The organism is Kribbella sp. NPDC104218 (assembly GCF_055584105.1).
Map to the genome: position 1 here is coordinate 348799 of NZ_JBVJMQ010000001.1, position 24733 is coordinate 373531.

Consider the following 24733-nt stretch of genomic DNA (forward strand, 5'->3'; position numbering starts at 1 on the left):
TACTCTGCATCGATGAAGATCACGGCGGTGCTGGCCGGGCCGGAGAACACGTTCAGCACGCCGCCGTCCTGGGAGGTCGAAGGCGACGTCTGGTTCCCGGACGTCGAGCGCGTGTTCGCGGGTCTGGACGCCTACGTGCTCACCTGTCTGCGCAACGAGCCGGACGAGATCACGTACCTCGTCGTCGGCGATCTGCCGCCCGGCGAGCCGGTCCCGCCCCCGACCCACGACAGCGCCGTCCCGTGGACCCGACCGGGCTGGTACGCCGAAGCGCTGCCCTGGATCGACAGCCACCTGACCAGGATCGGCCGACCGGTCCAGGTGCGGACGTGGGGCCTGTCGAACGTGCTGCGCGTTCCGACTGCCGACGGCAACGTGTACTTCAAGGCACACGCCCACTCCAGCACGCTCCCCCCGGCGAAGTTGCCACTGCTGTTCGCTCACGAACCGCTGCTACTGAACGCGCTCTCCGGCGCGGTTCCGGCGCCGCTCGCGATCGACGACGAGCGAGTCTGGATGCTCCTCCCCGACCTCGGCTCGCTGCTGTCCGACCAGACCGAGGTCGAGGTGTGGATCGAGACCCTCCGCAGCCACGCGCGGCTACAGCGCAGTTATGTCGGCCGCGACGACCATCTCCTCGACATCAGCTGTGTCGACCGTCGCCTGAGCGTGCTGGAGGCCGGGATCGACCGCGTGCTCGGGCCGAATGCGGCGACCGAGCGGCTGGATCCCGCGGAGCGCGCCCGGATCCCGGCACGACGGGACGAGCTGCGTACGGCGATCGCTGAGCTGGCGGCGATCGGCGTACCGGAGACGTTGGTGCATGGCGATCTGCACCCGCGGAACGTCGCGATCCGCGACGGTCAGGTGCTCGCCTTCGATTGGACGGACGCGGCGGTGTCCCATCCGTTCCTGGACCTGGTCACGTTCGTCGAGAAGCGGTCGCCGCTGTCGATGGACGCCCGGGTTCAGGACGCGTACCTGGCCGAATGGACGGAGTACGCACCGATGCCCGAGCTGCGCCGGGCGCTCGAGCTCGCGAACCAGCTCGGCGCGCTGCACCAGGCAACGACCGCGCTGCACCTGATGGAGAACCTCGTCGGCCCGGAGCGCGAAGCCATGACCAGCGGCACCTTCTGGTGGCTGAAGGCTGTCCTAGCGGTGTAGGACGGCGAGCTGGTTGCGCATGACTCGGCGTACGGGCGGGTCGAGGTGTTTGTCCCAGTCGGGACGACGCTCGCCGCGCCGGAACGCGTAGTACGCAAGGGCTTCGGCGAGGGCAGTCTCGCGCAGGTAGCCGCGGGCGAGCGGCTGCTTGCCACGACCGCTCGGGTGCGGACGCCGCTCGTACGCCGCGTTGGCCGTGAAGATCCCGAGCCCGTGGAAGACCGTGAGCAGGTCGGTCAGCGGCTCGTGGTCGGGGCGGTGCGCGAAGGTGATGCGGCCGTCGCCGAGCAGCAGCTCGTGGCCGACCTCGTGTGCGTAGATCGCGACCAGCGCGACCGGATCGGTCGCCAACTCGGGCGCGAGCTGGATCTCGTTACCGGCCGAGCCGCGCACCCACCGCCCGTGCGACTCCAGCACCGTCCCGCGGGACGCCGTCCGCTGCGCACCGGCCAGCCCGAAGCTGAGCACACACTGCCCGACCGCCAACCCCATCCGCTCCGCCACCCGCGCGCACAGCTCCTCAGCCGCCGGCAGCGACCCGTCGTACTGGGCCGGCACCAGCTCCCCCGGCACAACAATCGGTCGCCGCAACAGCTCCTCGCCGAACTCGCTGGTCAGCCAGTCCATCGAGGCGCGGATCCAGCGTCGGCGTCCACCCGGTAACCGCTGCGTCGGCGCCTTCAGCCGCGCCCGCACCTGCTGCGCGCGCCGCAGCGCGCCGATCGGATTCCGCACCGGATGCATCATGCCGTCTTCGCGGCCGGCTCGCGCCTCCACTCGGCGGGTGACTCTGCACGGCGACACCACTTCTGGAAGCTGCCCATGCCCCTCAGACGTCGCTACGCACCGAAGTGTTCCCGTCACTTGGCGTCTTCTTGGCCAGTTCGCGCGCTCGCTCGGTGACCGTGAACCGCTGCTGCCAGTCGATCTCCGCATCCCAACCCGGCTCGAACCGCTCGCCGATCAGGTGATGCCGGCGGGCCAGGTAGTTGCTCATCGCCTCGGTCATCCCGCGCTCGCCGAGGTAGCCCAGACGTCGCATGCGCAGGACCCCGGTCCGCTCCAGCGCCTGGTTGAGGGAGAAGATGCCGAAGCCGTGGAAGACCCCGAACAGGTCGACCAGGTGTTCGTTGTCCGGCCGGCTCGTCGTGACCAGGCCGCGGTTCAGCACCTCGTGCCCGAGCTCGTGCACCACCTCGGCGACCACAGCTGCCGGGTTCCCGAGCGTCCGCGCGTTCAGCATGATCGCGGACGCATCGTGCGCGCTGGTCCCGCCCTGCGGCAGCGGACGCAGGTCACGCCAGCACGCGGCCACGTTCAGATCCAGATCGTCATCCCAGTAGGCCTGCGCCGACCGCAGCGCCGCAACCCGCTCCAGCCCCTCCAGCGCCTGGATCCGTTCGCATCGGTGGATCTCGCGGGTCGCCTCGGCAATCGACAGGATCTGCAGCTCCGGCTCGAAGCCCGCCGCCTCGAGCGCCTCGAACTCGGCCTGCGGAACGCGGTCCGGCAACCCGGTGATCGCAAGCAACTCGCCCCGCCGCATCCCCTCGGGATCCCCGGACTCGGCGTCCGACTGCCAACCTTGCCGTAGGGCCCGAGCCGCGAACGAGCGCGCCGCCTCGCGCACTTCCACCATCCGGAAACTGAACCGGATGTTGTCGGCCGGCACGCCGATCCGCTCACAAATTCGCAAACACAACTCCCGCGCCGCCGCCTCCGACCCGTCCCACTCGGCCGGCAGAAACTCACTCGGACGGACGACGTCCCGCCGCAACGGCTCGTCGCCGAACTGCTCGACGTACCACTCCAGCGACTCCTCGACCCAGGACTCCAACCCGCCAGGCAGCTCGATCAACGGGTCGAGCGCGGCGTGATACGCCTTCTTGTACTTCCGAATCCACTCCCGAAAGCTGCCCATGTCAGCTCAGACACCGCTAGGCGTCGAAGCGTTCCCACGACTTGCCGCCAGCTCGCGCGCCCGCTCGTGCGCCCGCTCGACGAGCCGCTGCCGCAGCCCCCGATCCACCTCCAGCTCCCACGGCGGGTTGAGCGACTCACCGAACAGCAGATGCCGCCGGGCCAGGCAGTCGGCCAGCGCCTCGGTCATGCCGACGGGGCCGAGGTACCCCAGCCGTTCGGCGTCTGCTCCCTCACCTTTCTGCGCGTGGTTGAGCAGAAAGATCCCGAACCCCTGGAAGACGCCGAACAGATCGATCAGCGGTTCGGCATCCGGCCGGTCGAGGTCGAGCCGGCCGCGCCCCAGCACCTCGTGACCGAGCTCGTGGGCGACGATCGCCACCAGCCGGGCCGGATCCGCCAGCTCGTCCGCCCCGACCATCACCATCGAGGCGTCGTACTCGGTCGCCGCGCCGTTCGACAGCTTGCGGAGATCCGTCCAGCCGCCCGCCGCCCTGGTGAGACCGTTTTCCCATTCGTCCTTCGCCGCCTGCCGGGCCGCGTCCTGCTCCGCCCCGGAGGTGAGCCGAATCCGTTGGCACCGGTTCAGCTCATGGATGACCTCGTTGCACGTGAGCACTTCCAGCTCCGGCGCGAAACCCGCGCGCTCGAGCGCCTCGTATCTGTCCCGGCCGACGGTGTCCGGGAGCCCGCTGAGCGCCAACAGCTCGCGCGACCGACTGACCTGCTCCGGGTCCGGCGACGACTCGATCTGGTCGCGCAGGCTTCTCCGCGTCAGCCGCGCAGCCTCGGAGCGCGCCGCCTCCCGCACCTCGAACCACCGGAAACTGATCCGAATGTCCTCCGTCGGTACGCCGAACCGCTCACACACCCGCCGGCACAAGGCCAACGCCGCCCGCTCCGAGCCGTCGTAGTCCTTCGGCAGGAACTCGCTCGGCAGCACCACGTCCCGGGCCAACGCCTCCGTGCCGAACTGCTCGACGAACAGGTCGAGCGACTCGCCGAACCACTGATACATCAGAACACCCGTCACGCACCCTCCGACGCAGGCCAACCGCAGTCTGTTCCGCCTATTTCAGCAGTAGCGCTCCCAGGCGGCGGGAGGCGATGTACATGCCGGTGGCGCCCATGGCGAGCAGGTAGGCGGCGTTGAGGAGGAGGGACCAGCTGACGGTGCCGGTGGTGAGGGCTCGTTCGAGGTGGACGCCTTGGTAGAGGGGGGTGAGCTCGACGAGCCAGCGGATGGCGGTGGGGTAGGTCTCGATGGGGTAGAAGGTGGCCGAGAAGAGGAACATCGGGATGGTCGCGAGCTGGACGAACTCGAAGTCCTGCCAGCTGCGCATGAAGGTGGTGAGGGCCATGCCGGCGCCGGCGAAGGCGAAGCCGATCAGGACCGAGGCGGGCAGCGCGAGCAGCGCCCACCAGGACTCGACCAGGCCGAGGGCGAGCATTACCAGCACGAACATCGCCGAGTAGCAGGCGCCGCGGAGCAGCGCCCATGTCACCTCGCCGGTGGCGATGTCCCACGGCCGGAGCGGCGTGGCCAGCATCGAGTCGTAGAGCTTGGCGTACTTCATCCGGAAGAAGATGTTGTACGTCGAGTCGAAGATCGCGCCGTTCATCGCGGAGCTCGCGAGCATGGCCGGGGCGACGAACGCGGCGTACCCGATCTTGGTGCCGTCGGAGAGCGTGAAGTCGCCGACCAGCTGGGCGACGCCGATCCCGATCGAGAGCAGGTAGAAGACCGGCTCGGTGAAGCCGGACAGGAAGACGACCCAGGACCGGCGGTAGAGCAGGAAGTTCCGCTCGATGATGTGCCGGCCGCCGAGCCGGATCGGGACCGGGACGACCCGGGCGGTCAAGGTCGCCATCAGCCGATCAACTTCCTCGTGAAGCCGCGGACGGCCAGCCACGTCCCGATCCCGAACCAGGCCAGCAGGTACGCGAGATTGAGCAGCACGAGCCACGGATGCAGCGTGCCGAGGCTGAGATCGCGGGACAGCTGGACGCCGTGCCACAGCGGGCTCAGGTAGGCCAGCCACTCGATCCAGTTCGGCAGCTGGGAGACCGGGAAGAACGCGCCGGAGAACAGGAACGCCGGGACGACGCCGAACCGGAAGACCATCGCCAGGCCGGAGTCGTTGGCCAGCGTGCTGGCGAAGGCGACGACCGGCGCGGACGCCGCCATCCCGACCAGGATCACCACGGGTAACGCGAGGACGCCGAGCGGCGAGTGCAGCCCGCCGAAGGCCGCGATCACGGCCAGGAACACCACGCAGGTGCTCGCGACCCGGAACGCGATGAAGGTCAGCTGGCCGTAGACGACGTCCGCGGGACGCAGCGGCGTCGCGATCATCGAGTGGTAGAACTTCTGCCACTTCAGGCCGCTCAGCACCGGGTACGTCGACTCGCCGACGGCGATCTGCAACGCGGTCGCGGCGAGCAGGCCGGGCGCGATGAACTGCAGGTAGCTGACCCCGCCGAGCGCGCCCGTCCCGTTGCTGTCGACGAACGAGCCGAGGCCGATACCCATCGCGGCCAGGTACAGCATCGGCAGCAGGAAGCTGCTGATCAGGCTGCCCTTCCACGTCCGTTTGTAGACCGTCAGCCAGTAGTCGAACTGACGGCGGCCGTTCTCCAGCGCGAGGGCCATCAGTCCACCAACGTCCGGCCGGTGAGCCGCAGGAACACGTCCTCCAGCGTCGAGCGCCGGACCAGGACGGCGGCCGGCTGCAGCCCGCGCTCGTGGACGGCGGCGACCGCGCGCTCGCCGTCGTCGGTGTAGAGCAGGATCCGGTCCGGCAGGACCTCGATCCGCTGCGCGAGATCCTCGACCTTGCCGGCCAGGGCCTCGTGATCGGAGAACATCACCTCCGGCCCGAAGCGCAGCTCGGTCACCTCGCGGGTCGAGTAGTCGCGGATCAGCTCGGCCGGCGACCCTTCGGCCGCGATCAGGCCGCCGTCCATCACGACGAGCCGGTCGCAGAGCTGCTCGGCCTCGTCCATGTAGTGGGTCGTGATGATCAGGGTGACGCCGGCCTGTTTGAGCCGGAACAGCTTGTCCCACAGCAGATGCCGGGCCTGCGGATCGAGGCCGGTGGTCGGCTCGTCGAGGAGCAGCAGATCGGGTTTGCTGACCAGCGAGCGGGCGATCGTCAGCCGCCGCTTCATCCCGCCGGAGAGCTCGTCGACCTTGACCTTCGCCTTCTCGGTCAGCGCCACGAACTCCAGCAGCTCGTCGGCGCGCTCCTTGCACTCGGCGCGGCTGAGCCCGAAGTACCGGCCGTAGATCGTCAGGTTCTCCCGGACGGTCAGCTCGGTGTCGAGGGTGTCGTCCTGCGGGCATACGCCGAGGCGGGCCCGGATCGCCGGGCCGTCGGCGGCCGGATCGAGGCCGAGGATCCGCAGTGTGCCGCCGCTGGTCGGCGAGACGGCCCCGATCATCCGCATCGTCGACGACTTACCGGCGCCGTTCGGCCCGAGGAAGCCGAAGGCCTCGCCCCGCCACACGTCCAGGTCGATCCCGCGCACCGCCTCGAAGTCGCCGTACGACTTCTTCAGCTCGCGCGCATGGACCAGGGACTCCCGCTGTTCAGCCACGGAACCGACCCTAGACGGAGTCGTCGACAGTTTTCTTGTCGATTTGGTACCCGAGCCTGCGGACGGCGTACGCCTGCACCGCGGCCGAGAGCCAGGGCGGCAACTCGGGGTCGACGGACGCGATCATCGCGCGCTGCTCGGCGTTGTCCAGCAAGATGGCGCCGAGGTTGTAGTAGCCGGTCGCATCGGCCGGCCACAGCTCCAGGACGCCTTGGTAATGCAGCTGGGTCAGCTCCAGCGCCTCCGGCGAATCCGGGACGACGCCGCGCGCCCGGGCGGCCGACATTCGCAGCAGCAACCGGCGTCCCTCGTCGGCCATCTGTTCGTAGTCCTCGCGGGACCAGCCGTCGGTCGCGCGGACCGCCGCCTCGAAGGCAGCGCCGACCTCGGGGCCGAAGCGGTCGGTCAGGTCTTCTTCGAGCCGCTCCCGGGCCGCGGTCAGGCCGGTGAAGAACTCCTCATCGCCGAAGGAGTCGTCGCCGGACAGGCCCTCGATCGTCCGGTCGACCGCGCCGATCACGTCGTCCAGGCGGTGCCGCTCCCGCTCGAGCTGCTCGCGGTGGCCGCGGAGCGCGGCGATCTCGTCGGCGGGCTCGGCGAGGATGCGGGCGATCTCGGGGAGCGCCACGTCGAGCTCACGGAGCAGCAGGATGCGCTGCAGGCGGATCAGCTCGGGCCGGCCGTAGTAGCGGTAGCCGTTCGAGGCGATGTGGCCGGGCGGGAGCAGGCCGATCGCGTCGTAGTGCCGCAGCGTCCGCACCGACACCCCGGCGAGTTTCGCGACCTCGCTGACCGTGCGTTCCATAAAAGCTGACTGTAATCGCTGGAGGGTGACGTTACGTCAGCCCTTAGCGTCCGAAACATGGCAATCACTTTTCTGCGTACCCGGCTCGTCGACCGCGGTCAGTTGCTCCCCGCGGACTGCCTGCGGGTGGCCGACGGCCGGATCACCGCGATCGGCGGCCCTGACATCGCTCGGCCCGGCGACGAGCTCCTCGACGGCGGCACGTTGCTGCCCGGGCTCATCGACTCCCATGTCCACCTCGTCCCGGGCGCGACGCAACTCGCGGCGACGTACGGCGTCACGATGCTGATCGACCTGTTCAGCCTGCCCGACCTGATCACCTCCGAGCGCGCGGCCGGGGCCGACTTCCGGACGTCGTCCGTCGGCGCCACGGCGCCCGGCGGCCACCCGACGATCGCCTACGGCACCTTCCCGTACGTCGACAGACCCGCCGACGCGGAGCAGTTCGTGGCCGACCGGATCGCCGAGGGCGCGGACCACCTCAAGCTGATCTACGACGACGGCTCGGGCGCGATGATGCAGATCCCGAGTCTCGACGAGGCCACGATCCGGGCCCTGGTCGAGGCGGCGCACGGCCATGGGCTGAAGGTGGTCGCGCACGTCTCGACCGCGGCCGGTGCGGTCACCGTCGTCCGCTGCGGGGTCGACATCCTCGCGCACGTTCCGTCGGACGCGATGTCGGCCGAGCAGGTAGCCGAGGTGGCCGCCGCCGGCGTGGCCGTCATCGCGACGCTCGACGTCATCGACGGCTACAGCACGCCAGGTTCGCCGCTGCCGCTGGCTGAGGAGAGCGAGCTGGTCGCGCGGATGCCTGCGCGCTGGCGCCGGTTGCTCGACAAGCAGGCGCTGCGCTGGATGCCGCCCGAGGCCCCGGACGGCGCGGACTCCCGTGCGAACGTCCTTGCCCTGCACCAGGCCGGCGTACCGATCCTCGCGGGCACCGACGCCCCGAACCCGGGCCTGATCTTCGGTGCGTCGCTGCACCGTGAACTCCAGCACCTCGTCCGCGCCGGGCTCACTCCCGGTGAGGCGTTGGCGGCCGCGACGTCGGTGCCGGCGGAGGCGTTCGGGCTGGCCGACCGCGGCCGGCTGACCGTTGGGGCGCGGGCTGACCTCGTCCTGGTCGACGGCGACCCGCTGGACGACATCACGGCCACGCACCGGGTCCGTCGGACCTGGGTCGAGGGGACGACCGTCGTCCCGGCGGAGTACGCCGGCAGCGCGACCGAGCTGGCCGGGATCGAGTTCATCGGCGGGACGACCGCGCGGATCGTCGCCACGCTGAAGGAGATGTGGCCGGGCTTCCCCGGGCCGGAGGACGTGCATCGGGAGGACGGCGAGCTGCTCGGCCACGTCGTACCGCTCACGGGCGGCTGGCAGCCGCTCACCACCTTCCACGCAGCCCTCGGCCCGGTCACCGACCACGACACCGCCGTCGAGGTCGTCGAACGCGACGGTCTCGCCAGCCTGGCCGACCCGTGGTGGGCCCGCACTGACGGCCCAGACTGGGAGGAGGTCACCATCGTGGAGGCCCAGCCCGACCGGGTCCGCCTCCGCTGGAACGACCCCATGCGGGAGCAGGACCCATCCGGTGCGTGGTACCCGCTGACCGACGTGGACCTGTCGCGCACCAAGCCCTAGCCGCGGCCGGCGTAGGGCATGCCGGCCGCCATCACCATCAGGTGCGGGACGGCGACCGTGGTCGGGAGCTGTGCGACGTGGACGACGAAGTCGGCCACCACCCGAGGATCGAAGGTGGGCTCGACCGCGATCGACCCGTCCGGCTGGAGCGCGCCTTGCTCCATCCGTTCGGTCATCGCGGTCGCAGCGTTGCCGATGTCGATCTGGCAGGCGGTGATCCCGTGCGGCCGCCCGTCCAGCTCCAGCTGCTTGGTCAGCCCGGTCACCGCGTGTTTGCTGGCCGTGTAGGCGATGCTCTGCGGCCGCGGGGTGTGGGCGGAAATCGAACCGTTGTTGATGATCCGCCCGCCCTGCGGCTCCTGCGTCAGCATCCGCGCGAACGCCGCCTGCGCACACAGGAACGACCCGGTCAGGTTGGTGTCGACGACTCGTCGCCAGTCCGCCTCAGCGACGTCCGGTACGGCGGCCGCCGGCGCTCCGGTCCCCGCGTTGTTGACCAGGACGTCGACCCGCGGCAGCCCCGCGAAGAACGCCCGTACGGCGGCGCCGTCCACCACATCGAGTACGGCGTACTGCATTGTGCTGCCCAGCTCGACCGTTTCGCACAGCTTCGCCTCGGTCCGCCCGGTGACATAGACCTGGAAGCCGGCCGCATCCAGCGCCAGCGCCATCTCCCGACCGAGCCCGGACCCACCGCCAGTAACAACCGCCACCTGTGTCATGCCCGCAAGGTACGCCGCCACCACCAGCCCGCGGCAACCGCCACCACGGTCACACCGGCCAGCTCCAACCAGACTGCGTCACCCAGCGGCGGCACCAGCTCGCTGGTCAGGTTCCAGGCGGCATGCATCAAGATGGCCGCCGGTACGCCGCCCCGCAGCCGTTCGGTGACGAACAGCATCAGATAGGTCAGTGGGAACAGTTCCAGCAGAAACACCAGCCCCTGTTGGGTGTACAGGCCGTCTTCGTGCTGTCCGGTACCAGGCAGGAAGTACAGCGGCACATGCCACAGCCACCACGCCGTACCGAGGATGCCGGTCGTCGCGAGCGGACCGTAGTACTGACGCAGCCGCGGCTGCACATACCCGCGCCAACCGAACTCCTCCGCCACTGGCCCAGCCAAGAAGGTGTAGGCGGCCGCACCGAGCAATCCGCCGGCCCCTGCGATCACCGAGCTCGCATGGCCGGGCAGCTCAGCCAGATTGCCGATAGCCGCAGTTGCCAGCAGCGGCGCGGCCGCACCCAGTACGACGGCTGCGACCGGCCAGACCGGCGTCCAGCTGACCCCTTTCCGTCGTTCCCGGTGCCAGATCCACAGGACCAGCGCGGCCAGAGACGGCCCGGACGCGGCGAGGGCGAAGACCAGTTGGCCCGCACCCTCGTCGATCGGCACTTCCAGAAGCCGCATCAGCACCCATGGAGCCCAGCTCAGCGCCAGGCAGATCACACCGAACTCCGCCAACCGGCGTCCCGTCACGGTCTTGCTCTCCACCACATTCGTCGTCACCCGCTCAGCCTGCTCGGCACAGTCCGTGACAACCAGGGCGCTGAACCACCCTGTGGGGTGGTCCTAACCCCACCGCGAACACCGTCAGTGACGGATTGGCCACGATCAGCAAATGAGTGGCCACTCAGTCGTTGGTAACGGAAACTATTTGCGTGCGTAAGACAACTATGTATATGCTTGCAGCATGCAAGTAAATGACGCGTACACCCCGCAGACCCCGATCGAAGGCGTCATGCACGCGTTCACCCGGGTCGGCCGCCGGCTGAAGGCCAAACAGCCCGGCGACACGATGGACCACAGCGCCCACATCGCGCTGTTCGTCCTGCGCTGCAGCGGTGCGCTCCGCCTGTCCGAGCTGGCCGCCCGGATGGAGCTGGACGCGTCGACCACGAGCCGTCAGGTGCGGGCGCTGGAGCAGCTGGGCATGGTCCGCCGCTCCCCCGACCCCGACGACGGCCGGGCCTTCCGGGTCGAGCTGACCGAGCAGGGCATCGCCCAGTGGGAGGAGAACGCCCGGCGCCGGGTCGAGCTCCTGACCACCGCCCTGGACGGCTGGTCCGAGGAGGACATCGAGACCTTCGAGCGGCTGATGACGCGGTTCGCCGACGCCGTCACCGCCTCGACCGACGCCCCGCCGTACGCGGCCTGGGCGGACAAGGGCTGGGCTGCCATGCAGGCGGCTCGCCGATCCACAGATTCCGCGCCCGGCGTCCGCAGTACGAGCGCCGCCCGCGAGCACACCGAGCAGAACCTGGAGAGCACCACATGAGCACCACCGAGCCCGCCACCGCAGGCGGCGCCGCACCAGAGACGCAATACCTGTCCCACAAGCAGATCCTCGTCGTCCTCGGCGGCCTGATGGCCGGTATGTTCCTGGCCGCGCTCGACCAGAGCATCGTCGGTACGGCGCTGCCGCAGATCGTCAGCGAGTTCAACAGCCTCGACAAGCTGTCCTGGGTGGTCACGGCGTACCTGCTGACCTCGACCGCCTCGACGCCGCTGTGGGGCAAGATCTCCGACCTGTACGGACGTCGTCCGCTGTTCATCGCGGCGATCGTCACCTTCCTGGCCGGCTCCGTGCTGGCCGCCCTCTCGCAGAACATCGAGATGCTGATCGGCTTCCGGGCCGTCCAGGGCCTCGGCGCCGGCGGTCTGATGTCGCTGGCCTTCGCCACCATCGGCGACGTGATCCCGCCGCGCGAGCGCGGTAAGTACATGGGGTACTTCGGCGCCGTGTTCGGCCTGTCGTCGGTGGCCGGCCCGCTGCTCGGCGGTCTGCTCACCGACGGTCCCGGCTGGCGCTGGATCTTCTGGATCAACCTGCCGATCGGCCTGGTCGCGCTGGGCGTCGTCGCCGCCGTCCTCCGGCTGCCGCACGTGAAGCGCTCGCACAAGATCGACTACCTCGGCGCCTCCATCGTCACCGCCGCCGTCACCGCGCTGCTACTCGCCATCTCCTGGAGCGGCCCGGAGAACGGCTGGGGCAACGCCACCACGCTCGCGCTGCTGATCGGCTCCGTCGTCCTGGCCGTCGCGTTCGTCCTGGTCGAGCTGCGGGTCGCCGAGCCGATCATCCCGATGGACCTGTTCAAGGGCCGGATCTTCTCCGGGTACGCCGGGTTCGCGTTCCTGCTCGGCGTCGCGATGTTCGGCGCGCTGATCTTCCTGCCGCTCTACCTGCAGGCCGTGAAGGACATGTCCCCGACCCGCTCGGGCCTGGCGATGCTGCCGATGATCGTCGGTATCTTCTCCGCCTCGATCCCCAGCGGCCAGCTGATGAGCAAGACCGGCCGCTACAAGATCTACCCGATCATCTCCGCGGTCCTGGTCAGCGTCGCGATGCTGCTGCTGTCCACGCTGAGCATGTCCACCCCGTACTGGCACCTGGGCATCTACATGTTCATCATGGGCGCCGGCCTCGGCCTCTCGATGCAGATCACCGTCACCGCCGCGCAGAACAGCGTCCCGCGTCAGCACATGGGCACCGCGACCTCGACGATGACTTTCTTCCGCTCGATGGGCGGCGCGATCGGTACCGCGGTCTTCGGCGCCGTCCTCACCAGCCGCCTGCACGACCACCTGGCCGATCTCGTCCCGAACGCCACCCCCGGCCTGCTCGACAAGCTCACCCAGGCCGCCAACAGCGTCCCGATGCTGCACGCCCTCCAAGAGCCCATGAAGGGCTGGGCCCTGCACGGGCTCGTCGACGCCATGGGCGACGTCTTCCTCGTCTCCCTGCCCTTCCTCGCCATCGCCCTCGTCCTGGCCATCATCACTCCCGAGCAGCGCCTGGCCGGACGCTCCGACACCCCCAACGACGAGGCCTCCCTGGAGTCCTCCGCCGCTGCAGCCATCCACTGACCCACCGAGCGACCGGCCCCGCACCAGCGGTGGCCGGTCGCTCATTCGGCACACTGTCCTGATGAAGCCGTTGCAGACCCGGATGACCCGCGTCGGCCTGTCCGTCCTCGCATCCGCGGGTTTCGTCCTGGCCGGTGGCTACGCCCTCCGCGCCCACGGCTTCGGGCAGCGGGACTCCGATGACATCGACCTCTTCACCAATGTCCTCGATCCGGCCCGTTTCGCGACCGCCGTCACCGAGCTCGTCGCCGCCTACCAGGCGGACGGATTGCGGGCCGACGTCGTCCGCCAAGCTCCGACCTTCGCCCGGCTTGTCGTCACCGCCTCCGACGACAGCACCGCCACAGCGGATCTGGGCGTCGACCACCGCGCCTTTCCACCGGTCGACTTCGGCCTGGGCCCTGTCCTCGCCGAGGCGGACGCGGTCGGCAGCAAGGTCGGCGCCCTCTACTCCCGGCTCGAACCGCGCGACCTGCTCGACGTCCATGCCATCCTCACGAGCGGGCGTTACTCGCCGGAAGCCGCCCTCGCCCTGGCCGATGCTCGCGAGGCAACCCCACTGGACCGGCCGACCTTCGCCGATCAACTCCTGGCCGGGAGCCGCCTCCCCGACACCGGCTTCGTGCGGTACGGCGCCGGCCCCGAGCTGATCGCCGCCGTCCGGGCAACTGCGTCCTCCTGGGCGGAGAACCTGCGGCCCGGGACAATGCCGACATGAGCGACGAACAGCTGGCCAAGCCGGGCGACACCTACGCGTCGATGATTCCGTACGTCGTGCCCGCGTCCCTCGACAGCCTGACCGGCCCGCGCACCGGCGTCCTCGAGCTGCCCAAGCACCTCGACTGGGGACCTGACCGCCGCTATGACCTCGACCAGTTGGACGACGCGACGACGCTCTACTCCAAGGTGCTCAGCGAGGCGTCGACCGAAGCCGACCTCAACGAGCTACTCGACCGGGACCTGCTGATCAGCCTGTGGCCGACTCTGCGACTCCCCCGCCGCTGCGCCGAACTCTGGACCCAGGCCTTCCCGCAGCTCGGCCCCAGAGGATGAATCCGGACCACCAGGAGCCCACGCGGATCGCGCTGTCCGCCCTCCGCGACCGCGGCTTCGCCCTGGCCGGCGGCAACGCGCTGACCGCGCACGGGATCGGCTCCCGGACCTCCGACGACGTCGACCTGTTCACCAACCGGATGAACGAGGACTTCGGCGCGACCGCGGAACAACTCCGGACGGCGTTGGAGGAGCGCGGCTACGCCACCCAGGTCACCCGTCAGCACCCGTCGCACGTCCGCCTGGAGATCGGCGAAGGCGATCGGCAGTTCCAGCTGGACCTCGGCATCGACTACCGCACCAAGGAGCCGGTCGAGTCGGAGGTCGGGCCGGTCCTCCACGTGGACGACGCCGTCGGCTCCCGGATCGGGTCGATCTACACCCGCGGTGAGGCGAAGGACTTCGTCGACGCCAACGCCGCACTACGGGCCGGGTACTCGACGGATCAGTTGATGCGGCTGGCCGATGCCCGTGAAGCTTCGCCGATCGACCGGCCGACGTTCGTCCAGCTGCTGGACTCGGCTCGGCAGATTCCGGACCGCGAGTACGCCAAGTACGGTCTCGACGCCGCCGAGACGGCCGGTCTGAAGGACCGGATGTCCGGCTGGGCCGACGAACTGCGCACTCGCGCGGAGAACCCGGATATCGACAAGTCCTTGGGCCTGGTCCAGGGCGGGCAGGCGTTACCCAACGAGGAACGGACCAGCGCGGCCGGCGGTGGGAGCCGCCGGCAGTCGCCGTACCAGGCTCGGGAGAAGGGCGAGCGCGGGAGCTGAACGGCCTTACGGCGTCGGCTCGGGCTCCGGTTGGGCTGGGGGTTTTCGTCGGGGCAGCGGACGGCGGGGTGGTTCGGGGTCGACGTCGTTGCCGGCCAGGTGGTTGACGATGGTGTTGATAACGGCGGCAGTGGGGACGGCGACCAGCGCGCCGACGATGCCGGCGATGATCACGCCGGTCGCGATCGCGAGGATCACGGCCAGCGGGTGGACGCTGACGGCGCGGCCGAGGAGGAAGGGCTGGAGGACGTGCGCCTCCAGCTGCTGGACGCCGATGACGACGGCGAGCATGATGATCGCGACGATCGGGCCCTTGGCGACGAGGGCGACCAGGACGGCGACGATACCGCTGACCAGGGCGCCGACGACCGGGATGAACGCGCCGACGAAGACCAGGATGCCGATCGCACTGACCAGCGGCAGGCCGAGGATGGCGGCGCCGAGGGAGATGCCGATCGCGTCGACGGCGGCGACGATGATCGTCGCGCGGACGAACGCGGTCAGCGATACCCACGCCTTACGGCCGGAGGAGTCGGCCTTCTCGCGCGCCTGCCGCGGGAACAGCCGGACCAGCCAGGCCCAGATCTGGTCGCCCTGGTAGAGGAAGAAGAACAAGCAGAACAGGGCGATGAACAGGCCGGCGAAGACATGCGTCGCGGTCGTGCCGACCTCGGCGGCCCGCTGGCCGAGCGCGCCGCCGGAGGTGATCGTGTCCTGGATCTGTTTGAAGAGGTTGGCGATATCGGTGTCGGTCAGGCCGAAGTTGAGCCGGGCCATCTCGCGCAGCTGCTGCACACCTTCGCCGACCTGCGTCGACAGGCTCTCGAACTGACTGGCGATCTGCGTCCCGACGAGGGTGAGCAGACCCGCCACGAGCACGAGCGTCGCGATCACGGTGATCCCGGCCGCAAGCCCGCGCGGCACCCGCAGCTTCTGCAAGCCGTTGGTGACCGGGATCAGCAGCGCGGTGAGCAGGACGCCGACGGTCACCGGGACGACGACCTCGGACAGGTACTGCATCCCGTAAGCGATCGCGAGCACCGCCGCCACGATCACCAGGAAGCGCCACGACCAGGCACTCGCGATCTGCATCCCCGGCGTCACGCCGGTGTCGACACGCCCCCGGCTCGACGTCACCAGCAGGTGATCGTCGGGCGGCACCGAATCAGCGGTCTCCTCGACCACGTCGTTGTCCGCGACCGGACTCTTGTCGTCACTCATCGAACCTCCCCGGGATGCTCTCCTTCGAGCCTAGTGCCCGGCTCCGACGGTTCCATGAATGTGCGCGGCCAGGCCCTGCGCGGCGGCCGGATTCGCGTCGGCGAGCAGGCCGACGGCAGCGAGGACGTAGTCCTGGTCGACGCAGACCTGGGCCCGCTCGGGCACGAGCCAGCCCTCGGCCTGCGCGTTGGTCGCGACCGAGCCGAGGATCCGGGCGGCGACGTCCGGGCCGTTGTGCCGCAGGACGCCGCCGGAGCCGACGAGCAGGTCGACCTCGCGCAGGTCCTTCCCGGAGCGCTCGATCACCCGGCCGCCCGGCCCGAACACGATCCGCTGCCGGCCCGCGTGCCGCCGCAGGGCGACCGTCGCCGCGATGCTCGCGAGAGCTTCGTCGTACTGCGTTTCGAGCGGTGAATCGGGCAGGTACGCCGGATCCTGGTGCCGGCGGGCGGCCGCGGCCCGGAGCCCGTCGTCGTCCGGGAGCAGGCCGGATTCGAGGCCAGCGGCAACTACTGGGACGGCGCTCCAGCGCATCCCGAGATCGCCTTCGACCGTCCGGGTGACGGGATGGGTGGCGACCACCTCGCGGCCCAGGTTGGCGTCTTCGGGGTCGAGCTCGAGCACCGAGTGGACGTCGGTGGTCGCGCCGCCGATGTCGACGACGGCCACATCGCCGTGCAGCCCGGCGAGCACCTCGACCCCGCGCAGGACGACGTCCGGGGTCGCGGCGCGCACCATCCGCGCGAACGCCGGGTCGCGGGACAGGCCCTTGCCGCCGATCACATGCGCGAGGAACATCTCCCGGATCGCCGCGCGGGCGCCGTCCGGCGCGAACACCCCGATCTCCGGGACGACGTTCGCCGCGAGCACGTGTGGGACGTCGCCGAGGATCGCGGCCACCTCGGCCTGCGCCTCGATGTTGCCTGCGACAACCACCGGCCGCCGCCACTTGTAGGTGGCCAGCGTCTGCGCGGCCTTCAGCAGGACGGCCGAGTTCCCGCCGTCCGTCCCACCGACCAGGAGCAGGACGTCGGGGCGCTCCTTGCGCAGCTCCGCCAGTGAGGCCCGCGTCAGCCCGCCGCTGACCACCGCGACCACACGGCCGCCGCTCGACAGCGCGACCCGTTTCCCCGCCTCGGCCGTCACCAGCTCTTCGTTGCCGACGACACCGATCCGCAGTCCGCCGCCCGCGCTGGAACAGGCGAGAACCTCAGCCCGCTCCACCCCGCGATCAACGGCGAGCAGGGCGGCCCGGCAAGCGAGCCACCCCTCCATCACATCCGTCCCGACCGTCGTCGGGAACTCGGCCCGGGCCACCAATCCGCCCGACGCCGAGTCCACCGCGACCGCCTTGGTAAACGTCGACCCGAAGTCGACCGCCACCACCAGGCTCATGGATCAGGACATGGCGCGGTCGAGGTCCTCGAGGAGGTCTTCGACGGTTTCGATGCCGACGCTCAGGCGGATCAGGTCCGCGGGCACCTCGAGCGGCGTCCCGGCGACCGAGGCGTGGGTCATCTTGCCCGGGTGCTCGATCAGCGACTCGACGCCGCCCAGGGACTCGCCGAGGGTGAAGACCTCGGCGCGGTTGCAGATGTCGATCGCCTGCGACTCGCCGCCGGTGACGCGGAACGACACGATGCCGCCGTACCGCTTCATCTGCTTCGCGGCGGTCTCGTGGCCGGGGTGGCCGTCGACGCCCGGGTAGAGCACCTGGCTGACCGACTTGTGCCGCTGGAGGAACTCGACGACCTTCTCGGCGTTGTCGCTGTGCCGGTCCATCCGGACGCCGAGCGTCTTGATACCGCGCAGCACCAGCCACGCGTCGAACGGCCCGGCGACCGCGCCGATCGCGTTCTGGTGGAAGGCGATCTTCTCGGCCAGGCCGGCGTCCCGCACGATCAGCGCGCCGCCGACGACGTCGGAGTGGCCGCCCATGTACTTGGTGGTCGAGTGGACGACGACGTCCGCGCCGAGCTCCAGCGGCTGCTGCAGGTACGGCGAGGCGAACGTGTTGTCGACGACCAGCAGCGCGCCGGCCGCGTGCGCCACCTGCGCGACGAGCGCGATGTCGGCGACGTTCAGCAGCGGGTTGGTCGGGGTCTCCAGCCAGACGACCTTCGTCTTGCCCGGGCGGATCGCGGCCCGGATCGCCTCCGGGTCGGTGACCGCGGCCGGCGTCATCTCGACGCCCCAGGCGCCGAGGACCTTGGAGAACAGCCGGAACGTGCCGCCGTACGCGTCGTCGGGGAAGACCACGTGGTCACCGGGCACGCACAGCGACCGGATCAGCGTGTCCTCGGCCGCGAGACCGCTGGCGAACGCGAAACCGCGCGTCCCCGCCTCGATCGCGGCCAGACACTCCTCCAGCGCCGTCCGGGTCGGGTTCGCCGAGCGGGAGTACTCGTACCCGTTGCGCAGCCCGCCGACGCCGTCCTGCTTGTAGGTGCTGGTCGCGTAGATCGGCGGGACGACCGAGCCGGTCGTCGGGTCGGGCTCGTTCCCGGCGTGGATCGCGAGCGTCTCGAAGCCGTAGTGGTGTTCGGTGTTCACCGGACCAGCGTACGGCCTGGTCTGCCGGCCGCCGAACCCGCTCCTCGGCGCTGAGACGGTCACCCGAAGTGGTGGGATCCGAGTTGTCCACAGATCCGTCCAACCCCCTGGCGAGGCGACCCCGCGGCCGCCTAGGGTCGCTGTGGGTAGTGGATGGACGCAGGAGGGCAATTCGATGAAGACGCAGGACAGGCCGCTCGATCAGGACGATCTGGCGCTGGCGGATCTCGCCGAGATCCAGGACTGGGCCGCGCTGGCCGGGCCGGACGGCGACGACTCCGGCCCCGAGGTCGTGCGTGCGCTCGTGCACCGGCTGCTGGCGCAGACGGCGTGGCAGCCCTGGCCGCTGCAGCCGGGCGAGACGATCGCCCCGGAGATGGTGTCCTGGGGGTTCGTCACCCCGCGCGGTACGACGATGATCGTGTTCGACGGCCTCGTGTTCTCCGACTGCCCGGACAGCGGCTGGTCGGCGTACGAGATCGGTCCGGACGATCTCGAGGCGGCCGCGGCCGGCCTGGATACGCACTGGCCTGATCACCTTGCCCTCACCACGCGGTACTTCGGTCCGCCCGACTACATCGGCGACGACAGCAATCCCGATTTCGCCGACGAGTGGGCGCCCGGCGCGGCGTCCGACTACCGCCACCTGGCCGTCTGGGTCCGCCCCGGCGCCGAGCTGCGGCTGTACAGCATCAAACCGCAGAAGGAACCGCTGACCACGTCCGTCGGCGTCAGCTACGCGATGTACCTCGACTAGGAGATCCGATGAGCCAGACGACACCGGAAGGCCGCATGAGCCGGCGTGAGGCGCGGGGTCTTCGGCGCGAGTTCAAGCGCACTGTGCGGCAGGGCACGAAATCCATGAAGGCCGCCTACCAGCTGGCCCGCAAGGACGTCGACCGGATGAGTCCCCGCCTCCGCGAGGAGATCGGCGCGTCCAGACTGACATCCGCCCACCTGACGGCGATGGCGCAGCGGGCGATCACCGGCATCCACGACCAGAATGACCGGGCCGATCTCCGCACGCTCGCCTACACAGCTCAAGGTCAGTACCAAGGGCCGTCGCGGCAGCGGACCTCGCTCGTCGGCAGGCTCGCGGACGGCGCGTCGGGATGGCGGGACTACCGCCGCGGGACGAAGATGCTCAAGGCGACGTTCGCGCAGGCGGCCAAGGACGTCAAGACGATGGACCCCAGCGTCCGCTCCCAGATCGGGCGCTCGCAGATGTCGCGCGGGGATCTGGCGTACCTGGCGAAGAACAACTTCATCGGGGCGGCCACCGGATCGGACCGTTTCGAGGTCAGCCCCGGGGTGGGGGCCGAGCAGCCGGATCGCTTCGCCGAAGCGGCCCCGGAGATCAGCCCACAGCAGGCGCCCCAGCTGGAGAGCCAACAGCGGCTGGATGCGTTGCGGGCGGAGATCCAGCAGTTGCGGGCGCAGATCGGGCAGCTGGAGGCGGAGGTCGCCCGGCTGGAGGCGGCCGAGAAGCAGCAGGCGGTGCAGGGCCCGGAGCAGGCCGCTGCAGGCCCTGAGGCTCAACAGCCGGCGGCCCAACAGCCCACCGTTCAGCAGCCCACCGTTCAGCAGCCCGCGGTCCAGCAGCCGACGGTTCAGCAGCCCGCGGCCGTGGCTCCTGGGGTCCAGCAGCCTGAGGTGGCTGATCCGAACAAGACCGCCGAGTGGAACGCCGTACCGACCGGGCAGCAGGCCACCGCACAGCAGCAGCTCGGTGGGCAGCAGGAGTCACCTGTCATGCAGCCCGGCGCGCAACAGCCGGAGGCGACACAGCCCGGCGTACAGGAGTCGGGAGCGGCGCAGCCCGGCGTACAGGAGTCGGGGACGGCGCAGCCCGGCGTACCGCAGCCTGTTCAGGCGGAGGGGCAGCAGCCTCAGCAGGAGGGTGGGCGGGTGCCGGCGGCACAGCAGTCGCCGCGGGGGTCGCAGCAGGCGGTGTTCCAGTCGGCGGGCAATGAGCCGACTACGCAGCCGGGGCAGCCGCAGCGTCCGGCGGTCGGGGCGCCGACGTTCCAGGCCGCGGGTGAGCAGCTGCCGCAGAGCCCGGGCCAGCACGGCGACAGTGCGCTCCACAGCTACGACTCGGCCCTGAGCGGCGTCGCGCCGCCCAAGGGCGCGACGACGGCCGAGGCGAAGAAGACCGCCCAGTCCGACCCGAACAAGAACCAGCACAGCACCGGCCAGAGCGCCAACCGCACCACCAAAGGCCCCGACGGACGTAGCTGACCACCCCACGCTTGACGCAACCGTTCAGTTGCAATACATTTATTGCAACTGAACGGTTGCTATCTATTGGAGGTTGTCATGGGATTCCCGGATCGCATCGAGCGCACCGTCGAGCTCGCCCAGCCGCCCGCGAAGGTCTGGGCGGCGCTGACCACGGCCGAAGGTCTCGGCACCTGGTTCGGCAACCAGGCCACGGTCGACCTGCGCACCGGCGGCACCGCCGAGCTCACCTGGACCAGCGGCGACAAGGCCGAGCTCCGGATCGAGCGCATCGAGGAGCCGACGGTCTTCGGCTACACCTGGCACATCTACGGCCTGCCCGCCGACGACCCCCGGCGTACGTACGTCGAGTTCACCCTCGAACCCACCACCGCCGGCACCCGCCTCACCGTCGTCGAAACCGGCTTCGCCCAGGTCACCGCCGACGACGCCTACACCAAGGCCTACGACGGAAACACCGAAGGCTGGCGACTCGAGCTCGGCGAACTGGTCGAATACCTCAATGCAGCCTGACCCCGCCGAGGCAATCGCCGAACAGGTCTTCACCGCTCTCGCCGACCCCTCCCGCCGCGCGATCCTCGCCGACCTGGCCACCGGCGGCCCCACCACCGCCACCGACCTCGCCGACCGCCTCCCCATCACCCGCCAAGCCATCACCAAACACCTAACCCTCCTCACCGAAGCCGGCCTCGTCACCCCCCACCCCGCCGAACGCCGCCGCATCCGCTACCACCTCAACTCCACCCCCATCCAACTAGCCCAACAATTCCTAGCCGCCCTAGCCACCGACTGGGACACCCGCCTAACAGCCCTAAAAACCCACCTAACCGACTAACAACAACCAACGCTCAACCGAGGGCGACAAACGGGCGGCGACAGCCGGAGGCACCGGCACACCAACCCAACCACCAGGAACAGGCACGTGCGACCACCTGCTCTTCGGCCGCAGCGCAACTTGAGCACGAGCGAACGGCCCGGCCGGGAGGACGACCGGGGTGGGGCGGGTTAGGTGGGGGGTGGGGTGTGGCTGGTTAGGACTGCTATGGCGGCTTCGAGGAGGGTGTTGCGGATTTCGGTGTCGGGGACGTCGTCGTCGGGGCCCAGGGCGAGGGCGGCACCCAGGCATTCGATGGCGGCGGTGGCGCGGAGGCGGTCGGCGGGGGTGGGGTTGGGGCCGGCTAGCCAGATTTGGAAGCGGCGGCTGGCGGCGAGGAGGTCTTCGAGGTCTTCGCCGAAGGCGGCGAGGACGGCGCTGATGTCGCGGGTGAGCATGGGGCCGGTGGTGCGGTGCTTGATGACGACGTCGGCGTACGCGCCGAGCAGCTCACGGCAGGTCTCGGGTGACCAGTCGAGGTGATCGCTGGCGGCCATCACGGATCGGGCGTCTTCGACGAAGGTGCCGATGATGGCGCGCAACAGGTCCTGTTTCGACTGGTGGTGGTAGTAGAGCGACGCCTTGGTGATCCCGACCTGCTCGGCGATCTCCCGCAGGCTCGTCTTCTCGTAACCGTGGGTCGAGAACAGCTGGAGCGCCGCGCGATGGATCGCGGCTTTCGTGTCCCGGGAACTCGTCGGCTGCTGCACGTCACCACCCTCTCATCTTGGCTAACCTACCGGGCGGCAGGTAATCTACCTACCGACCGGCAGGTAGAGGATCCGCCGGCCGACCTCTTGGAGGGGGTTCGGGGTGTTCAGCAAGCTCGGGCGACTCGTCGTCCACAACCCGTGGAAGGTGATCGCCGCGTGGGTGGTGGCGGCGATCGCCGTCCTCGCCTTCGCGCCGACACTGGCCGATGTCACCAGCAAGGACCAGACGAGCCTGCTGCCCGACACGTACGAGTCGGTCCAGGCGCAGAAACTGGCCGCCGACACGTTCGGCCAGACGAACGACGCGACCGCGAGCATCGTCGTCAAACGCGGCTCCGGCGGCGAGCTGACCGCGGCCGACCAGGCCAAGGTCGCCGACCTCGCGACCAAGCTGACCGCGGCGAAGATCGACCGGGTGACCGCGGTCGTAACCGGCCCGCAGGCGCTCTCGCCGAACAAACAGGTCCAGATCGTCAGCATCGGCCTGAAGGGCACCGCCGAAGAGCAGGGCGTACTGGACGCCGTCCAGAAGGTCCGTGATGTCACCGGGCCGGCCTTGTCCGGCGCCGGTCTCGAGTACGGCGTCACCGGCGACGCGGCCCTGATGCTCGACAACATGGACGCGTTCGACAACGCGTTCATCGTGGTCGGTATCGCGACCATCGTGCTGATCATCGGCCTGCTGCTGATCATCTACCGCAGTCCGGTCGCGGCGCTCCTGCCGATCGTCACCGTCGGCCTGGTCTCGTCGATCGCGCCGGGCCTGATCGCCCTGGTCGCGAAGGCCTCGGGCCTGCAGGCGACCCAAGACCTGCAGACGATCCTGACCGTCGTCCTGTACGGCGTCGGCACCGACTACATCCTCTTCCTGCTCTTCCGCTACCGCGAGCTCCTGCGCGCCGGCGAGGACCCGAAGGAGGCCCTGGTCAAGGCGACCGCCCGCGTCAGCGAGGTCATCGTCTCGGCCGCCGGCGCGATCATCGTCGCGTTCAGCGCCCTGCTGCTGGCCGTCTTCGGCGGTTTCAAGAGCCTCGGCCCCGGCCTCGCGATCGCCGTCGGTGTGATGGCGTTCGCCGCGATCACGCTGATCCCGGCCGTCGTCTCGCTGCTCGGCCCGAAGGTGTTCTGGCCGTCGAAGTCCTGGCAGCGGACGCCGAAGGGGACGACGTTCAAGCGGCTCGGCCGGTTCACCGCGCGGCGTCCGGCGCTGGTCGCGCTCGCCTCCGGCGGCGTGATGATCATCCTGGCGCTCGGCGCGACCGGGATGAAGGTGGACTACGACGCGTTCAGCCAGCTCCCGGCCGGTACCGAGTCGGCCCGGGCGGTCAAGGATCTGCAGGCCGGCTTCCCCGCCGGCGCGCTGAACCCGACCACGGTCTACGTCAAGAGCACGGCCGGTACGCCGCTCGATCCGGCCGAGCTGACGCAGTACGCCGGGAAGCTCGCGAAGGTGGAGGGAGTCGGCGCGGTCCTCCCGGCGGACGCGAAGGGCAGCCTCGCGGTGCTCAGCCCCGACCAGACCGTTGCCCAGATCAACGTCGTCCTGAACGGCGCGCCGTACGCGAACGCGTCCCTCGACCTGGTCGACGGCAAGCTGCGCGACGTCGTCCACGCCGAGACGCCGTCCGGGACGACGGCGCTGCTCGGCGGGGTGACGGCCGGCTACACCGACATCCGGGACGCGAACAGCCGCGACCTGAAGGTGATCTTCCCGGTCGCCGGCGGTCTGATCGCGATCATCCTCGCGTTGCTGCTGCGGTCGCTGGTCGCGCCGGTGATCCTGATGCTGGCCGTCGTCCTGAGCTTCTTCAGCTCGATCGGCGCGACGGTCTTCGTCTTCCAGGGCGCGGCCGGGCACGCGGGCGTCACGTTCTCGCTGCCGATCATGCTCTACCTGTTCGTCGTTGCCATCGGCACCGACTACAACATCCTGATGATCGCGCGACTGCGCGAAGAGGCCGAGCAGGGCACCGATCCGCGCGAGGCCGCCGATCTCGCGATCGAGCACGGCGGGCCGTCGGTGGCCGCGGCCGGGCTGATCCTGGCCGGGACGTTCTCCTCGCTGATGCTGGCCGGGATGGCGCTGCTGACCGAGATGGGCTTCTCGGTCGCGGCCGGGATCGTGATCTCGGCGTTCGTGATGTCGATCTTCCTGGTGCCGAGCCTGACCGCCCTACTGGGCAAGTGGGCCTGGTGGCCGCGCGCGCCGAAGGTCCGGACGACGGCGTCCGCAGAGCGAGAGCTGGAGCCGGTCGGCTAGTCGCAACGGGATCCCGAGCCCCCTGGTTCGGGATCCCGTTG

Annotated in this window: 25 protein-coding genes; 12 read left to right on the forward strand and 13 right to left on the reverse strand. The window is 69.8% G+C overall.

Annotation, left to right across the window (positions count from 1 at the left end; translation table 11 throughout):
• The first annotated feature begins 12 nt into the window (after positions 1-12).
• Complete coding sequence (locus ACZ6ZD_RS01610; protein WP_465667261.1) at positions 13-1167, forward strand: phosphotransferase family protein; 1155 nt, start codon at positions 13-15, stop codon at positions 1165-1167.
• On the opposite strand, the gene ACZ6ZD_RS01615 is transcribed toward ACZ6ZD_RS01610, so the two are convergent.
• From ACZ6ZD_RS01615 to ACZ6ZD_RS01645, 7 genes are all read right to left on the reverse strand, one after another.
• Entirely contained in the window at positions 1156-1902 is a 747-nt protein-coding gene (locus ACZ6ZD_RS01615) for a hypothetical protein (protein WP_465667263.1), read from the reverse strand. The genes ACZ6ZD_RS01610 and ACZ6ZD_RS01615 overlap by 12 nt on opposite strands.
• A 94-nt stretch (positions 1903-1996) precedes the next feature.
• On the reverse strand, positions 1997-3088 hold the full coding sequence (locus ACZ6ZD_RS01620) for a hypothetical protein (RefSeq protein WP_465667265.1): 1092 nt from the start codon (positions 3086-3088) through the stop codon (positions 1997-1999).
• A gap of 6 nt (positions 3089-3094) precedes the next feature.
• The gene (locus ACZ6ZD_RS01625; protein WP_465667267.1) at positions 3095-4120 is read right to left on the reverse strand and encodes a hypothetical protein; all 1026 of its coding nucleotides are present in this window, start codon (positions 4118-4120) and stop codon (positions 3095-3097) included.
• A 37-nt stretch (positions 4121-4157) separates the two neighbouring features.
• On the reverse strand, positions 4158-4958 hold the full coding sequence (locus ACZ6ZD_RS01630) for an ABC transporter permease (protein ID WP_465667269.1): 801 nt from the start codon (positions 4956-4958) through the stop codon (positions 4158-4160).
• Complete coding sequence (locus ACZ6ZD_RS01635) at positions 4958-5740, reverse strand: ABC transporter permease (protein ID WP_465667271.1); 783 nt, start codon at positions 5738-5740, stop codon at positions 4958-4960. Before ACZ6ZD_RS01635 ends, ACZ6ZD_RS01630 begins: the two co-directional genes overlap by 1 nt.
• Complete coding sequence (locus tag ACZ6ZD_RS01640) at positions 5740-6687, reverse strand: ABC transporter ATP-binding protein (protein ID WP_465667272.1); 948 nt, start codon at positions 6685-6687, stop codon at positions 5740-5742. The genes ACZ6ZD_RS01635 and ACZ6ZD_RS01640 overlap by 1 nt, the downstream gene beginning before the upstream one ends.
• A gap of 10 nt (positions 6688-6697) precedes the next feature.
• Positions 6698-7492 (reverse strand): MerR family transcriptional regulator, encoded by a 795-nt coding sequence (locus tag ACZ6ZD_RS01645; protein WP_465667274.1) that lies wholly within the window; start codon positions 7490-7492, stop codon positions 6698-6700.
• 57 nt (positions 7493-7549) lie between these two features.
• On the opposite strand from ACZ6ZD_RS01645, the gene ACZ6ZD_RS01650 reads away from it, so the two are divergent.
• Positions 7550-9133 (forward strand): amidohydrolase family protein, encoded by a 1584-nt coding sequence (locus ACZ6ZD_RS01650; protein WP_465667276.1) that lies wholly within the window; start codon positions 7550-7552, stop codon positions 9131-9133.
• On the opposite strand, the gene ACZ6ZD_RS01655 is transcribed toward ACZ6ZD_RS01650, so the two are convergent.
• Both ACZ6ZD_RS01655 and ACZ6ZD_RS01660 read right to left on the reverse strand, forming a co-directional pair.
• A complete protein-coding gene (locus ACZ6ZD_RS01655) occupies positions 9130-9855 on the reverse strand; it encodes an SDR family oxidoreductase (protein ID WP_465667278.1) in 726 nt (241 codons plus the stop codon). The genes ACZ6ZD_RS01650 and ACZ6ZD_RS01655 overlap by 4 nt on opposite strands.
• A complete protein-coding gene (locus tag ACZ6ZD_RS01660) occupies positions 9852-10640 on the reverse strand; it encodes a CPBP family intramembrane glutamic endopeptidase (RefSeq protein WP_465667279.1) in 789 nt (262 codons plus the stop codon). The genes ACZ6ZD_RS01655 and ACZ6ZD_RS01660 overlap by 4 nt, the downstream gene beginning before the upstream one ends.
• 184 nt (positions 10641-10824) lie before the next feature.
• On the opposite strand from ACZ6ZD_RS01660, the gene ACZ6ZD_RS01665 reads away from it, so the two are divergent.
• From ACZ6ZD_RS01665 to ACZ6ZD_RS01685, 5 genes are all read left to right on the forward strand, one after another.
• Positions 10825-11409 (forward strand): MarR family winged helix-turn-helix transcriptional regulator, encoded by a 585-nt coding sequence (locus tag ACZ6ZD_RS01665; RefSeq protein ID WP_465667281.1) that lies wholly within the window; start codon positions 10825-10827, stop codon positions 11407-11409.
• Positions 11406-13001, forward strand: a complete 1596-nt coding sequence (locus ACZ6ZD_RS01670) for an MDR family MFS transporter (protein ID WP_465667283.1) — start codon at positions 11406-11408, stop codon at positions 12999-13001. Before ACZ6ZD_RS01665 ends, ACZ6ZD_RS01670 begins: the two co-directional genes overlap by 4 nt.
• A gap of 61 nt (positions 13002-13062) precedes the next feature.
• Positions 13063-13719, forward strand: coding sequence for a nucleotidyl transferase AbiEii/AbiGii toxin family protein (locus tag ACZ6ZD_RS01675; RefSeq protein WP_465667284.1), 657 nt, complete (start codon positions 13063-13065; stop codon positions 13717-13719).
• Positions 13716-14054, forward strand: coding sequence for a hypothetical protein (locus ACZ6ZD_RS01680; protein ID WP_465667286.1), 339 nt, complete (start codon positions 13716-13718; stop codon positions 14052-14054). The genes ACZ6ZD_RS01675 and ACZ6ZD_RS01680 overlap by 4 nt, the downstream gene beginning before the upstream one ends.
• Positions 14051-14830, forward strand: a complete 780-nt coding sequence (locus tag ACZ6ZD_RS01685) for a nucleotidyl transferase AbiEii/AbiGii toxin family protein (protein ID WP_465667288.1) — start codon at positions 14051-14053, stop codon at positions 14828-14830. Before ACZ6ZD_RS01680 ends, ACZ6ZD_RS01685 begins: the two co-directional genes overlap by 4 nt.
• Positions 14831-14836: 6 nt before the next feature.
• Here the strand turns inward: ACZ6ZD_RS01685 and ACZ6ZD_RS01690 are convergent, their stop codons facing one another.
• Genes ACZ6ZD_RS01690 through ACZ6ZD_RS01700 form a run of 3 tightly spaced genes read right to left on the reverse strand, consistent with a single transcriptional unit; the run spans position 14837 to position 18604 of the window.
• A complete protein-coding gene (locus tag ACZ6ZD_RS01690) occupies positions 14837-16051 on the reverse strand; it encodes an AI-2E family transporter (protein WP_465667290.1) in 1215 nt (404 codons plus the stop codon).
• Positions 16052-16081: 30 nt separating this feature from the next.
• Positions 16082-17446, reverse strand: coding sequence for a glutamate mutase L (locus tag ACZ6ZD_RS01695; protein WP_465667292.1), 1365 nt, complete (start codon positions 17444-17446; stop codon positions 16082-16084).
• Between the two features lie 3 nt (positions 17447-17449).
• A complete protein-coding gene (locus ACZ6ZD_RS01700) occupies positions 17450-18604 on the reverse strand; it encodes a cystathionine gamma-synthase (protein ID WP_465667294.1) in 1155 nt (384 codons plus the stop codon).
• 175 nt (positions 18605-18779) lie between these two features.
• On the opposite strand from ACZ6ZD_RS01700, the gene ACZ6ZD_RS01705 reads away from it, so the two are divergent.
• The 4 genes from ACZ6ZD_RS01705 (at position 18780) to ACZ6ZD_RS01720 (ending at position 21680) form a co-directional block, all read left to right on the forward strand.
• Positions 18780-19361, forward strand: coding sequence for a hypothetical protein (locus ACZ6ZD_RS01705; RefSeq protein WP_465667296.1), 582 nt, complete (start codon positions 18780-18782; stop codon positions 19359-19361).
• An 8-nt stretch (positions 19362-19369) separates the two neighbouring features.
• Entirely contained in the window at positions 19370-20845 is a 1476-nt protein-coding gene (locus tag ACZ6ZD_RS01710) for a hypothetical protein (protein ID WP_465667298.1), read from the forward strand.
• A gap of 78 nt (positions 20846-20923) precedes the next feature.
• The gene (locus tag ACZ6ZD_RS01715) at positions 20924-21358 is read left to right on the forward strand and encodes an SRPBCC domain-containing protein (RefSeq protein ID WP_465667299.1); all 435 of its coding nucleotides are present in this window, start codon (positions 20924-20926) and stop codon (positions 21356-21358) included.
• Entirely contained in the window at positions 21348-21680 is a 333-nt protein-coding gene (locus tag ACZ6ZD_RS01720; RefSeq protein ID WP_465667301.1) for an ArsR/SmtB family transcription factor, read from the forward strand. Before ACZ6ZD_RS01715 ends, ACZ6ZD_RS01720 begins: the two co-directional genes overlap by 11 nt.
• A gap of 170 nt (positions 21681-21850) precedes the next feature.
• Here the strand turns inward: ACZ6ZD_RS01720 and ACZ6ZD_RS01725 are convergent, their stop codons facing one another.
• A complete protein-coding gene (locus tag ACZ6ZD_RS01725) occupies positions 21851-22429 on the reverse strand; it encodes a TetR/AcrR family transcriptional regulator (RefSeq protein ID WP_465667303.1) in 579 nt (192 codons plus the stop codon).
• Positions 22430-22532: 103 nt separating this feature from the next.
• On the opposite strand from ACZ6ZD_RS01725, the gene ACZ6ZD_RS01730 reads away from it, so the two are divergent.
• Positions 22533-24692: an MMPL family transporter gene (locus ACZ6ZD_RS01730; RefSeq protein WP_465667305.1), complete on the forward strand. Its 2160-nt coding sequence runs from the start codon at positions 22533-22535 to the stop codon at positions 24690-24692.
• Positions 24693-24733: the final 41 nt, after the last annotated feature.

Excerpts from the sequence above, each read along its gene's own strand:
- ACZ6ZD_RS01645 (WP_465667274.1), bottom strand. The coding sequence starts at position 7,492 with ATGGAACGCACGGTCAGCGAGGTCGCGAAACTCGCCGGGGTGTCGGTG.
- ACZ6ZD_RS01680 (WP_465667286.1), top strand. The coding sequence starts at position 13,716 with ATGAGCGACGAACAGCTGGCCAAGCCGGGCGACACCTACGCGTCGATG.
- ACZ6ZD_RS01610 (WP_465667261.1), top strand. The coding sequence starts at position 13 with ATGAAGATCACGGCGGTGCTGGCCGGGCCGGAGAACACGTTCAGCACG.
- ACZ6ZD_RS01705 (WP_465667296.1), top strand. The coding sequence starts at position 18,780 with ATGAAGACGCAGGACAGGCCGCTCGATCAGGACGATCTGGCGCTGGCG.
- ACZ6ZD_RS01695 (WP_465667292.1), bottom strand. The coding sequence starts at position 17,446 with ATGAGCCTGGTGGTGGCGGTCGACTTCGGGTCGACGTTTACCAAGGCG.
- ACZ6ZD_RS01685 (WP_465667288.1), top strand. The coding sequence starts at position 14,051 with ATGAATCCGGACCACCAGGAGCCCACGCGGATCGCGCTGTCCGCCCTC.
- ACZ6ZD_RS01650 (WP_465667276.1), top strand. The coding sequence starts at position 7,550 with ATGGCAATCACTTTTCTGCGTACCCGGCTCGTCGACCGCGGTCAGTTG.
- ACZ6ZD_RS01665 (WP_465667281.1), top strand. The coding sequence starts at position 10,825 with ATGCAAGTAAATGACGCGTACACCCCGCAGACCCCGATCGAAGGCGTC.
- ACZ6ZD_RS01655 (WP_465667278.1), bottom strand. The coding sequence starts at position 9,855 with ATGACACAGGTGGCGGTTGTTACTGGCGGTGGGTCCGGGCTCGGTCGG.
- ACZ6ZD_RS01675 (WP_465667284.1), top strand. The coding sequence starts at position 13,063 with ATGAAGCCGTTGCAGACCCGGATGACCCGCGTCGGCCTGTCCGTCCTC.
- ACZ6ZD_RS01715 (WP_465667299.1), top strand. The coding sequence starts at position 20,924 with ATGGGATTCCCGGATCGCATCGAGCGCACCGTCGAGCTCGCCCAGCCG.
- ACZ6ZD_RS01620 (WP_465667265.1), bottom strand. The coding sequence starts at position 3,088 with ATGGGCAGCTTTCGGGAGTGGATTCGGAAGTACAAGAAGGCGTATCAC.
- ACZ6ZD_RS01635 (WP_465667271.1), bottom strand. The coding sequence starts at position 5,740 with ATGGCCCTCGCGCTGGAGAACGGCCGCCGTCAGTTCGACTACTGGCTG.
- ACZ6ZD_RS01690 (WP_465667290.1), bottom strand. The coding sequence starts at position 16,051 with ATGAGTGACGACAAGAGTCCGGTCGCGGACAACGACGTGGTCGAGGAG.
- ACZ6ZD_RS01630 (WP_465667269.1), bottom strand. The coding sequence starts at position 4,958 with ATGGCGACCTTGACCGCCCGGGTCGTCCCGGTCCCGATCCGGCTCGGC.
- ACZ6ZD_RS01670 (WP_465667283.1), top strand. The coding sequence starts at position 11,406 with ATGAGCACCACCGAGCCCGCCACCGCAGGCGGCGCCGCACCAGAGACG.
- ACZ6ZD_RS01710 (WP_465667298.1), top strand. The coding sequence starts at position 19,370 with ATGAGCCAGACGACACCGGAAGGCCGCATGAGCCGGCGTGAGGCGCGG.
- ACZ6ZD_RS01720 (WP_465667301.1), top strand. The coding sequence starts at position 21,348 with ATGCAGCCTGACCCCGCCGAGGCAATCGCCGAACAGGTCTTCACCGCT.